This is a genomic window from Caballeronia sordidicola (assembly GCF_001544455.2).
Taxonomy (GTDB): Bacteria; Pseudomonadota; Gammaproteobacteria; order Burkholderiales; family Burkholderiaceae; genus Caballeronia; species Caballeronia sordidicola.
This window is the reverse complement of record NZ_FCOC02000008.1, coordinates 1-12,116: the sequence shown is the minus strand read 5'-3', so window position 1 is coordinate 12,116 and position 12,116 is coordinate 1. Positions and strand designations below refer to the sequence as shown.

Annotated in this window: 9 protein-coding genes; 6 read left to right on the top strand and 3 right to left on the bottom strand. The window is 60.3% G+C overall.

Features of this window, described 5'->3' with window-relative positions; all coding sequences use genetic code 11:
• Positions 1-2: 2 nt before the first annotated feature.
• Together AWB64_RS14715 and AWB64_RS14710 are read left to right on the top strand one after the other, a co-directional pair.
• The gene (locus tag AWB64_RS14715) at positions 3-1,007 is read left to right on the top strand and encodes an FAD binding domain-containing protein (protein WP_060856174.1); all 1,005 of its coding nucleotides are present in this window, start codon (positions 3-5) and stop codon (positions 1,005-1,007) included.
• A 19-nt stretch (positions 1,008-1,026) separates the two neighbouring features.
• Positions 1,027-3,279: a xanthine dehydrogenase family protein molybdopterin-binding subunit gene (locus AWB64_RS14710; RefSeq protein WP_060856173.1), complete on the top strand. Its 2,253-nt coding sequence runs from the start codon at positions 1,027-1,029 to the stop codon at positions 3,277-3,279.
• Positions 3,280-3,308: 29 nt separating this feature from the next.
• Here AWB64_RS14710 and AWB64_RS14705 read toward each other — a convergent pair whose 3' ends face one another.
• Entirely contained in the window at positions 3,309-4,571 is a 1,263-nt protein-coding gene (locus AWB64_RS14705; protein ID WP_060856172.1) for an MFS transporter, read from the bottom strand.
• A gap of 119 nt (positions 4,572-4,690) precedes the next feature.
• On the opposite strand from AWB64_RS14705, the gene AWB64_RS14700 reads away from it, so the two are divergent.
• Positions 4,691-5,587: a LysR substrate-binding domain-containing protein gene (locus tag AWB64_RS14700; RefSeq protein WP_060856332.1), complete on the top strand. Its 897-nt coding sequence runs from the start codon at positions 4,691-4,693 to the stop codon at positions 5,585-5,587.
• Between the two features lie 115 nt (positions 5,588-5,702).
• On the top strand, positions 5,703-6,521 hold the full coding sequence (locus tag AWB64_RS14695) for an isocitrate lyase/PEP mutase family protein (protein ID WP_060856171.1): 819 nt from the start codon (positions 5,703-5,705) through the stop codon (positions 6,519-6,521).
• 62 nt (positions 6,522-6,583) lie between these two features.
• Here the strand turns inward: AWB64_RS14695 and AWB64_RS14690 are convergent, their stop codons facing one another.
• The gene (locus AWB64_RS14690) at positions 6,584-7,819 is read right to left on the bottom strand and encodes an MFS transporter (protein WP_060856170.1); all 1,236 of its coding nucleotides are present in this window, start codon (positions 7,817-7,819) and stop codon (positions 6,584-6,586) included.
• A 117-nt stretch (positions 7,820-7,936) separates the two neighbouring features.
• Between AWB64_RS14690 and AWB64_RS14685 the strand changes: the two genes are divergently transcribed.
• Together AWB64_RS14685 and AWB64_RS14680 are read left to right on the top strand one after the other, a co-directional pair.
• The gene (locus AWB64_RS14685; RefSeq protein WP_060856169.1) at positions 7,937-8,845 is read left to right on the top strand and encodes a LysR family transcriptional regulator; all 909 of its coding nucleotides are present in this window, start codon (positions 7,937-7,939) and stop codon (positions 8,843-8,845) included.
• Complete coding sequence (locus tag AWB64_RS14680; protein ID WP_063493218.1) at positions 8,842-10,011, top strand: YbfB/YjiJ family MFS transporter; 1,170 nt, start codon at positions 8,842-8,844, stop codon at positions 10,009-10,011. The genes AWB64_RS14685 and AWB64_RS14680 overlap by 4 nt, the downstream gene beginning before the upstream one ends.
• 114 nt (positions 10,012-10,125) lie before the next feature.
• Here the strand turns inward: AWB64_RS14680 and AWB64_RS14675 are convergent, their stop codons facing one another.
• A complete protein-coding gene (locus tag AWB64_RS14675; protein WP_063493217.1) occupies positions 10,126-11,736 on the bottom strand; it encodes an MFS transporter in 1,611 nt (536 codons plus the stop codon).
• Positions 11,737-12,116: the final 380 nt, after the last annotated feature.

Sequence of the window (12,116 nt, the reverse complement as noted above, 5' to 3'; positions counted from 1 at the left end):
CCATGGATCTCTTCGAACTATCCCGCGCGCGCGACGTGCAGGACGCGATCAAGCACGGTGCTGCATCGCACACGGCGCAGCAAGGCGCCGAAGTGCGTTTTCTTGCGGGCGGCACCACGCTGCTCGACCTGATGAAGTTGAACGTGGAACGGCCGGGCAGGGTGCTCGACATCAGCCGCTTGCCGCTTGGCGAGGTCCAAGCAACGGCCGACGGCGGTGTGAAGATTGGCGCGACAGTGCGCAATGCCGATCTCGCCAACCATCCGCTGATTCACGATGCTTACCCGGTGCTGTCGCAAGCGCTGCTTGCCGGTGCATCGGCGCAATTGCGCAACATGGCGACGACCGGTGGCAATCTGCTGCAGCGCACCCGATGCGTCTATTTCCGCGATACCGCAATGGCCTGCAACAAGCGCAATCCCGGATCCGGGTGCGCGGCAATCAACGGCTTCAACCGCACGCAAGCCATTCTAGGCGTCAGCGATTCATGCATTGCAAGCAATCCGTCCGACATGAACGTGGCGCTGATGGCGCTCGACGCAGTGGTTCATATTCAGGGGACGCGCGGCGAACGCAGCGTGGCCATCGACGATTTCTTCCTGCTGCCGGGTCATACGCCGGAGCGCGAAACCATGCTCGAACCCGGCGATCTCATCACGCATGTCACGTTGCCGCCGCCAGCAACAGGCAGCCGCTCGCTGTATCTGAAACTGCGCGATCGTGCGTCGTATGAGTTTGCGCTGGTCTCGGCGGCGGTGGTGGTCAGTGTCACCGATGGCCATATCAGCCATGCGCGCGTGGCGCTCGGCGGAGTCGGCACAAAGCCTTGGCGATCGCGCGAAGCAGAAGCCGCGCTTGCATCGGCCACGCCAGATGCCGCGAGCTTCAGGCGCGCGGCAAGCGACGCACTGGCCCAGGCTCAGCCGCAATCTGAAAATGGCTTCAAGGTTGAGCTCGCGCAACGCTGCCTTGTGCATGCGCTGACGCTCGTCACGCGTTCAACCTGACCGCATAAAGGAACGCTCCATGTCTACCATATCTGAATCATCGCAGGCAGTTCATGACGCTCATGACGTCATTGGCCGCGGGCATTCGCGCATCGATGGCCCGCTGAAAGTCAGCGGTGAAGCAACCTATACGTCCGATGTCGATTTGCCGGACATGCTGCACGCGGTTCCAGTGGGCAGCACCATCGCGAGCGGCAAGCTTGTGTCGCTCGAGTTCGCCGCTGCCGAAGCCATGCCGGGTGTGCATGCGGTGCTGCATCGGGGGAATATCGGGCGGTTTTATCGGATCGCCGGCAATTCGATGGACACAGGTTTTGTCGATGAAGCGCGCCCGCCGTTCGAAGACGATGTGATCCGCTACTACGGACAGTACGTCGCGCTGGTTATTGCCGATACTTTCGAGGCCGCAAGCGCCGCGGCGGCGGCGATCAAGGTCGGTTATGAAACATCGGAGCACGATGTGAGCACCACGCTTGCGAGCGCCAAAGAATCGGATGTGGAAAGCGAACGTGGCGATGCGGCCAGCGCATTTGATGCGTCGCCCGTGAAGATAGATGAAACCTACGTCACGCCGGTCGAGACGCACAATCCGATCGAACTGCACGCCACGGTTGCCTACTGGGACGGCGATTCCTACACGTTCTACGAAACCACGCAGGCCATTTCCAATCATCAGGGCACGCTCGTGCAGATGCTTGGCTTACCTAAGGAAAAGGTCCGGGTGATCTCGCGTTATCTTGGATCGGGCTTCGGCGGCAAGCTGTGGATGTGGCCGCACTCGTTGCTTGCCGCTGCCGCGACGCGTCATACGGGGCATCCGGTCAAGCTGGTGCTCAATCGCAAGATGATGTTCCAGAACGTCGGACACCGGCCACTCACGCAGCAGCGCATGCGTTTATCGGCGAAAGAGGATGGTACGCTGACATCCATCCGGCAGGATTATCTCAACCACACGTCGATCCTCGATACCTACGCAGAAGATTGTGGCGAGGCCACGCCGGGTCTTTACAGCACGCCGAACCTGCGTGTGACAGCGGGCACGGTTGCACGCAATGTGGGGTCGCCGACCGCCATGCGCGGACCCGGCGCGGTGCCGGGATTGTTCGCGCTCGAATCGGCCATGGACGAACTGGCGGCCGAGCTGAATATGGACCCCGTGGAACTGCGCCTAAAAAACGAACCGAGCGTGGATGAAAGCAGCGGCCTGCCGTTTTCATCGCGTCATCTGGCGGAATGCCTGCGAACCGGCGCCGATAAATTTGGCTGGGCGCAACGCACGCCGGGCATTGGTTCAATGAAACGCGATGGGCTCACACTCGGCTGGGGCGTAGGCGCGTGCAGTTGGCCCGGCATACGATTTTCGGCTGACGCTACCGTGGATCTGCGTGCCGATGGGACCGCGCGGGTGGTGTGCGGGACGCAGGATATCGGCACGGGAACGTACACCGTTCTTGCGCAACTCGTGGCCGCGCAAACCGGCTTGCCGCTGAACAGGATCGAAGTCGGACTGGGCGACACCGCTTTGCCGCGTGGCCCGATCTCGGGTGGCTCGGCGGCGACGGCATCGTTGATTCCAGCCGTCTCCGATGCCGCGCGCGCGGCGATCAAGGCTGTACTCGAACGCGCGGCTTCGGTCTCCGGCTCGCCATTCGAAGGCGCGAAGGCGGATACGCTCGCGTTCAGCAATGGCCGCGTGCATTCGAAGAACGAAGCGCCTGAGCGCGGCGTGCCTTTTGCCGAGATTCTCGGCGCCGCAAAGATGCATGCCGCCTCGGGAAGCGCGAGCGCGAAGGGCGGCTTCGACGATCCGCTGAAGAAGAAATACTCGATCCATTCGTATGGCGCTCATTTCGCCGAAGTCACGTGGCAGCCGGAAATCGCACAACTGCGGGTGAGCCGCGTCACGACGGTAATCGACGCCGGGCGCATCCTCAATCTGAAGGCAGGGCGCAACCAGATAGAAGGCGCGATTGTGATGGGCGTGGGCATGGCGCTGTTCGAACACACGAGTTACGACAAACGCACGGGCGCGCCCATCAACAGCAATCTGGCCGACTACATCATGGCGTCTCATGCGGATACACCCAGGCTCGATGTCACGTTCCTGGATCATCCCGATACGATCTTCAACGAGCTCGGGGCAAGGGGTATCGCGGAGATCGGGTTAGCGGGCATCGCGGCGGCGATCACGGGTGCTATTTATCACGCGACGGGTGTACGGGTAAGAAGGCTGCCGGTGATGATCGAGGATCTGCTCGACGCGCAAAATTAGGCGGTATTCGAACTTTCGACTTTCGACCTTCAACGCAAGTTCGCGAGCGCGCATGGGTTGGCCTGTGGCGCTCGCCGCACGCCCGGCACAAACCACGTCAGTCCCACAACAAGAAGGGAAGCAATGGCGGCGCAGACATAAACCGGTTGAAACGATCCGGATACGCTCTTGCACAGGCCACCGATCAGGTTGCCCGCTGCGCCGCCCACACCAAACGACGCTTCGCAGACGCCGCAAACAATAGCCGCGAATGCCGGCGCGCTCGTCTTGCCAACATAAGCATGAAGCAGTCCGAAAAGCGGAAAGAACGAAAAGCCGAACGCGACCGCCGCGATCATCAGCGCAAGAACGCCGGGCCGCGATGCTGTTATCGCCGATGCGCACAGCAACAGGATGCTTGCGCTTATCAGCGCCGTGCGCATGCCGTCGCGTTGCCGTTGTCCGGCAGCGGATCGTGCGTCGCCAATCATGCCGAGCGCCAGGCCGCTCACCGCACCGGCGAGCCCTACCAGGGCCCAGGCATGCGCGGTGACGTTGAGTCCGAGATGCAGGTCGTCGTGTGCGTAAGCCGAGAAGTAGGTGACGAAGGGAACGCCCGCGAAGCCCGACAGCAGCGCAATGGCATAGACGAGCAGCCAGCGCCGCGACAGCATCGAGCGTACTTCCATGCGCGGACGTGTTGTCCGTGGCCGGGCGCTCGCCGCTTGCCTTGACGTACCGAGCCGCGCAAACAGCAGCACGATCACAACGCTGAGTGCCGCCGTAAGCAATGCGGTTGCGAGCCAGACTGAACGCCATCCCCATAACGCCATCAACGCCGGCACCAAAAGGCCGTTGAGCAGTACGCCATAGTTGGTGCCGCTGCCAATCACGCCGATGGCTTTTGCCTGATGCCGTTCATCGATCAATGGAGCAACGAGCGCCATCATGGGAACCCAGGTCGCCGCCGCACATGCGTTGAGTGCAACCATCACCACGCCCACGAGCCACGCGTCTTGAGCGAATGCCAGACACGCAAGTCCCACGGCCGAGAGTGCGGTGGCCGCGAGCATGACTCTGGCCGCGCCAAAACGCGATGCGGCGAGCCCGGACAGCAAGGCCATCGCGACATTCGCAATCTGCCTGGCTGCGGTGATATAGCCGGCCTGCGCGTAGCCGAAGCCGATCTCGTGTTTCATTTCCGGCAATACGACCGGAAACAGATAGACGCCGAAGCCATAGGTCGCGGCAATCACGGCGCTCAACAGCAGTGTGAGCACGACGGGCCGCAAGCCGTGACGCGAATCATCCATGAGGATCTACCGGAAAAGGATGTACGAAAGTGTCAGTCCCATTCTCGGCAAATCACCGCCATGACGGAAATGATTTAATTTACTATCATTCATTAAATCACTTCATCATCGGATTTATCGTGAATCTCGATCCTGCCTTGCTGCGTGCATTTATTGCTGTCACCGAAGCGGGCGGCTTCACCAAGGCCGCGCGGCGCTTGAATCTCACGCAATCTGCGATTAGCCACCAGATCCGCCGGCTCGAAGAAGAAGTTGGCAGGCTGTTGCTTTATCGAACGACGCGCGCGCTCACGCTGACGGAAGACGGTGCGGATTTCCTGCGGTATGCCACCCAAATACTCGACGCAATGCAGGCGGTTACGCAGCGCTTTCATTCGTCGCCGGCATCAGGCGTGGTGCGTTTCGGCGCGCCCGATATTTTCATGGGCGAACGCCTGCCCGTGTTGCTGACACAATTCTCGCGGGCATTTCCGAACGTGAGGCTCGATGTCAGTGTTGGCATGAGTATCGATTCGGAAGCCATGGTCGACGCGCAGGAACTCGATCTCGCCGTGGTCTTGTGCGTACGCGACCATAAGCGCAAGAGCGGTGACGAAGGCATCGTGTTGCGCCGCACGCGTTTTGTCTGGGTCGCGGCTGAATCGGTTGAACTGCGCGAGGGTGCGTCGCTGCCGATGGCGTTTTTTCCCGCGCCTTGCGTGAACCGGCGCGTGGCTGTCGAAACGCTCGATGCCCTGGCCGTGGACTGGCATGTGGCGTTTACGTCGTCGAGTCAATCGGGCATTCGTGCGGCCGTGATGGCGGGACTGGGCGTTACCGTGTTCACGCGTGACGATCTGGAACCGGGGATCGCCGTCATCGACGGGCAGTACGGCCTGCCCGCATTGCCCGAGGCCGAATTCAGGCTGCTGTGGGGCAAGGGTGAAAAGACGCTGGCAGCTAAGGAGTTCGGCCGGCTTGTCCTCGATACGCCGGTCGAGCGTCCATTGCGAACGTGTGAAGCGCGGACTGCTTGATGATTCGCCCCGCGTGGAGCGCATTACCGCGAAAATCGCACAGTGGAGAAGGAAGCGCTTAGTATTCCTCTCAGGGCAACCGCCCGACTTTCATGCGCTAATAGTGAGACTTCAAATGACCCGATCTATTGCCGAAAAACGCGCTGTATTTCGTACCCTTCATGAAGAAGGCTGTTTCGTGATCCCCAATCCCTGGGACGTCGGCAGCGCACGGTATCTGCAAAGCCTCGGCTTCAAGGCCCTGGCGACCACCAGTTCCGGCTTCGCATGGTCGCAGGGACACGCGGACGACACCGTCGCGCGCGACCTGATCCTGACGCATCTGCGGAACATGGTTGCATCGACCGATTTGCCGGTCAACGCGGACTTCGAAAGCGGCTATGCCACCGATGCCAACGGCGTCGCCGAAAGCGTACGCCTGGCAATCGAGACAGGCGCGGCCGGATTGTCGATCGAAGATTCGACGGGCAATGCCGACGAACCGCTATATAGCATCGACGTTGCGGTCGAGCGATTGCGGGCTGCGCGAAGGGCGATCAATGCAGCAGGCGGGGACACCTTGCTCGTGGGCCGCGCGGAAAATTTCATCGCCGGGCGGCCGGATCTGGCGGATGCTATCGCGAGATTAAAAGCGTATTCGGACGCGGGCGCGGATTGCTTGTATGCGCCGGGAATCAGCACGCGTGAACAGATTGCGGCCGTAGTCGCGGCGGTTGCGCCAAAGCCGGTCAATCTGCTGGTTGGGTCTGCGAGCGAGTTGACCGTGGACGAGATCGCGGCCCTCGGCGTGCGGCGCGTGAGCGTGGGAGGCGCGCTGGCGCGCGCGGCATGGGGAGGTTTCATGCGTGCAGCCGAGTTGCTGGCAGAAGGGCGTTTCGATGGGTTTGAGGGCGCGGCGCCCGGCAAGACGCTGAACGCACAATTTGGCGGTTGAGCACGCGCTCGCATGAAAACAGCACGTTCGCTTCACGCTGAAGCGAACTCGCCTTGCCATTTCTATCTCACGGTTTCGCGCCTCGTCCACCCGTTCAAACCCGCGCAAACGAGCAGCAGGGCTGCAGTCACAAAAAACACAGCGCGCAAGCTGACATGTGCGCCAATCTGGCCGCCAATCAACGGACCAATGACCTGTCCGCTGAATTGAGCGGACTGCAGGAATCCGAGGGTCTTGCCCGAGTTGTGATCGGCAACTGCATGCCGCACTTCCTTCGCAATCGATGGAAGCAATCCGGCAAGCGACATGCCCATCAGGCCGCGAAGAATGGCAAGCTGCCACCATTGGGTGACAAACGCCTGCGGCACGAGGACCACGGCCGTTGCGGCCAGACATCCAATGATTACCCTGGCGCTTCCAATCCGGTCAGCGAGGGCGCCAAGCCGTGCGGCGGTCAGCATGCTGCCGAACGCCGAGGCCGCCATCACAATGCCTGCCATGCGTGAAACGTGATCTCCGGCCACGCCGAGTTCTTCGATGAAGACGGTAATGATCGGTTCTATCGACATGTTTGCCAGCAACACCATCATTGCCGTCACGAGCAACACGGCGATCACCCCGCGATTGACGGATGGCAACGACGCCACACCCGGGTTGGTCCGTTTCCTTGTGTCGATGGCGCGATCGAAGTTCTCCCGGACCACGAAGATGGTGAGAATGGCAGCGACCGCAATGATCGCGCCGCCTACGAAGAACGTTCCGCGGATGCCGACCCATGTAGGCAGAAAGCCGCCGACCAGCGGCCCCACGAGATTGCCGGCGAGCGCACCTGTAGACAGCACGCCGAGCGCCCATCCTGAACGTTCGCGCGGAACTTGTGTGCCGACCATGACTATTGACGCGGATGCGTAACCGCCAATCAATCCGGCCATCAAACGCAGCACGACAAGCTCGGTCAGGTTATGAACCAGGCCGATCAAGGACATCACGACAGCCATGCCGAGCGCCGCGCGCACCAGCATTGGCTTGCGCCCGTACCGGTCGGCAAGACGGCCCCAGAGCGGTGCCGTAATCGCAGTGCCAAAAAACGTCGCGCCAAAGGCGACGCCCGACCACTGCACGATTGCCGATGGCGTTCGCACGCCCAACTGCTCGACGTATAGCGGAAGGAACGGCAACAACATACTCAGGCTCAGCAGGGTCGTGAAGGATCCGAACACGCAGACGAAAAGATTGCGCCGCCAATAAGGCGCGTTGCGCTCGGCATAGCTGAGTACGCCGGCTGCTTGCTGATTCATGGAAACCTCGATTGTCCGTGGGAGCGTTGATCAGTGACCGCGAAAAGAAGTACGTGGCTTGCATATTATCTCTATTTGGGAATAATATGTTTACATCGTTCTCTATCAGAGATTTAAGTGGACCATACGACTCTCGACATTTTTTGTGTCGTTGCCGCCGAACTCAGCGTGACCCGCGCGGCCAAGCGGCTTGGCCGGGTGCAATCGAACGTCACGACGCGAATCCAGCAGTTGGAAGAAGAGCTGGGTGTTGCGCTGTTTCGGCGCGATGGCAATCGGCTGACGCTAAGTGCCGAAGGCGAACGCTTTCTCGGCTATGCGAACCGCATGCTCGCGCTTGCCGACGAAGCGCGGCAGGTGCTCGCCCCGCAAGCACCGTCGGGCACGCTCAGGATCGGCACCATGGAAAGTACGGCGGCGGCTCGTTTACCCGGTCCGCTTGCAGCGCTTCACGTCCAGTATCCGGAGGTCCAGCTCCGGATCTCGACGGCGCCTTCCAGGCAGTTGCTTGAACAAGTGAGCACTGGTCTCATCGATTGCGCGTTCGCGGCGTTGCCGCCTTGTGGCGACATGACATCGGCATCGGATCTGGAGGCTGCGGGACTTCACGGCGAACCGGTCTTTCGCGAAGAGATACTGCTGGTGCTGCCGCCCGGACATGGCGTGGTTCGCCGGGGCGAGGACGTTGCCGTGCGTTCGCTTGCCGCATTCGCGCAGGGCTGCAGTTATCGCGTGCTCGCCGAAGAGTGGCTCGGGCAGGGCGCATCGCCACCCGACATCCAGGAGGTCGGTTCGTATCACAGCATGCTCGCATGCGTAGCGGCGGGGGGATGCGTGTCGCTCGTACCGCGCAGCGTGCTCGAGCTGCTGCGCGAACCACCGAAGTTCCGCACACACGTCGTCGCGAAAGTGGATACGTGGCTGGTCTATCGAAGTGGATATCAGACCGCTGCATACAACGCACTGCGCGAGGCGCTTACGCCATTCATGCCAAAGCTTCGGTCCACCAAAGGGGCATTGTCATGAGCACGATCCGGCAGGTTTCATCGACTGCAGGCCAGGGTATGGCCGCGCTGGTTGCCGCGCTCGTCATGGCGGTTGGAATGGGATTCGGACGGTTTGCTTTTACAGGCATCTACCCGGTCATGGTCAGCGATGCAGTGCTTACCGTGCATCAGGGAACGCTCGCCGCTTCCGCCAACTATGCCGGTTATCTGGCTGGGGCATTGCTGACTGCGGCCGTTCATCCGCGGCACTCGCGCAGGTTGTGCATGCTTGCGCTTGTGGGCATCGCGGTTTGTCTCGGTGTGACGGCGTTGTTGAATGCGCCCTGGTTGATCATCGCCATGCGCGGGATGACGGGCGCTGTCAGCGCGGTCACCATGGTGGCGGCTTCTCTCTGGCTCTTGCAGCATCGCGGTCACACACGCGGCGCGCCCATGCTCTATGCAGGCGTGGGCATCGGCATTGTGCTGTCGTCCGAAATGCTCGTCGCCGGCCGTGCTTCCGGCCTGCATAGCGCAGGACTTTGGTGGGTATTGGCTGCCGGTGCGGTGGTCCTCGGGGCAGTTGCGCTACCCGGTCTCGATGCACGTCCGGTCCACGACACGCAAACGCGTGCTGCGTTACACGGCCACGAGTCCTTTCCCGCGCTTGGCGCGAAACCGCTGATAGCGCTCTATGGACTTGCCGGCTTCGGCTACATCATCACAGCAACCTATCTGCCGCTCTTCGTCAGGGACGCTATTGGTTCAATCGATCCAATCCAGGTCTGGGCACTGTTTGGTCTGGGCGCCATACCGTCGTGCTTTGTATGGCATGCGGTCCACATGCGGCTTGGCACGAGGCGGGCACTGTTTCTGAATCTAGCGCTGCAGGCGGTGGGCGTTGTCTTGCCGGTGCTAGCTGCGAACCCCATCGGGTATCTTGGCAGTGCATTGATCGTAGGCGGGACGTTCATGGGCACCGCGACCATTGCGATGCTGGCCGCGCGTCGCGTCGCGCACACCATGCGCATCAGCATTCTTGCAATGATGACCGCGTGCTTCGGCGTTGGGCAGATAGTCGGACCGCTTGTCGCCAATGCAATGTACACATCGCATCATTCGTTCGCAACGTCGCTTGAGACGGCGGCGGCAGCGCTCGCCGTGGCGGCGTTGTTATGCGTGCGTCCGAATATTTCGCGTGGCTGAGATCAGGGCAGATGATGCGGAGTTTCGCGCAAGACCTTGGGCATTTAGCTGCCCCGAGGCCTAAGTGCAGGGAGTAATGCATGACTCAGCGCGGGGGTGCTACTCAGGAATTCATTAATCGAGGGCAGGCGATTCTTGTGCCAACGGCGCAGCTATCCCACGATGCGTTTCGTCCTCCTTATCGGCTTTAACTTCTCCGTGGTCGGAACGAACCCGCCCAAGCAGCGCAAAGACCAGGACGGCAGCAATCAGGGTCAGGATAATCGCGACCCAAAGAAGCTGCTTGAACGCAAGGTCATAGGCGAGAAGCAGGTGTGCATGATCGAAGTCCGAAAGGATCGATCCGGCTTTCGCCAGCGTTCCGGCAGCAAGCTGCGCTGCACCTGACGCCAGCGTGTCCGGATTCTGATCGGGCCTGATTCTGGTCAGGGTTTGGCGCGCAAAAAATGCCAGCAACGAACCTACGATAGCCATGGCCGTGCTATCAATCGAAACGCGCAAGGCGCCGAAGATACCAACAGCCATACCGGCTTTGTCGCTGGGAACGACACTGACGGCGAGGTTATCCATCAATCCCCATGGGATGGCAGCACCCAGCCCGATCAAAACCAGATCCATGCGCATCAGGACGCCATGATCTCCGAGTGGCACCTGAGTGAATAAAAAGAGGCCCGCGACCGAGATGAGCATGCCCAGACCCGAAAGGATGCCGACCGGAATAAATCGGGTAAGCATCGCCGAAAAGAACGGAATAAAGAGCAGGGGCGCCGAGAAATAAAGCATCAGGATGCCAGCATCGAGTGCATTGAGTCCTTCAATCCCGATGAACCGCAGCGGCAGAATAACCAGCAGCGCGATATACGAATACGCGGTCGCAAGCGGCAGAAGTTGTGCGCCCAGGAAGCGCGGATAGCGAAAAAGGCTGAGATCGAGCATGGGATTCAAGACTCTCATCTCGATCACGACAAAGAGGGCCAGCACCAGAGCGCTCGCCAGAAAGAGTCCCAGGACGAGCGGACTCGTCCATCCATGCACTGGGGCTTCAACCACTGCGAAGGTGAAGAGCGTCAACATGAGGGTGAAGGTGCCGGCTCCTGCCCAGTCAAGACCATGCGCCGAAGGATTCTTGCTGTCCGTCATGAAGAAAATGCACAGGACCAGCGCAATACCACTGATAAGCGCACTGCTGAGAAAGACCGCATGCCAACTGAAAGAAGCGATCAGGATACCGGCCAGAGTCGGGCCAAAGGCCAGGCCTGCGCCAAACGCGATTCCTATAAGGCTGAAAATCCTGACGCGTGCGGGACCTTCGAATTCCTGGGCCAGCATGGATACGCCGCCGGCATAAGCGCACGCCGCCGCAAGACCATGCGGGACGCGAAGGAAATCGAGCCACAAGACGCTTGGGGCGAGCGGCATCAGAAGCGAAACGACCGTCATGACCAGCATGCCGATGAAGAAGATTTTCTTGCGGCCATAGTGATCGGCAAGCGCGCCGGCCACCATCAAGGTGCTGCCGCAGGCGAGCATGAACGCGTTGGTGATCCAGGAAAGCGCAACGGTGCCTCCCGCAAGGTCTCGACCGATGAATGTCTGAGCGGCAGGTCCCGCGGAAAGACTCAGAGGCAAGCTGATGCAGGCCAAAATCACCGCAATGAGAACAAGGGTTTTGGCTCGTTTTGACGAGGGCGCCGTTGGAGAAGCATGCGTGGTGCGCTGGAGCATCGATAAGATTCCCTAGGGTTCATGCAATACAGGAGCGGCGCGACGGGTTTCTCCCGTTCCTGCGAGTGCGTCAATCCTAGGGATGTCAACGTCGTGGATAAAGGAAGGCAATGCGAATTCATCTGTCGGGAAACGCGAATAATGGGACTGGCTGCGTGGACAGACGATTATTGTCTTGGACTCAAGAAGGCCAAATGAATCCGGTTTTCTTTAGCTTGAGCATCCGGTCTATCACAGCTTGAATCACTTTGAGCCGCTCGAGTTCGCACACGTAAATGTCCCCGTTAAGTTCAAATGTCGGTAAATGTCGAGGCTAAGTTCAGATGTCGGGGTTCAAACTTTTTAGAGATGTCGGGTTTTGACTTTATCAATCTCTGTTT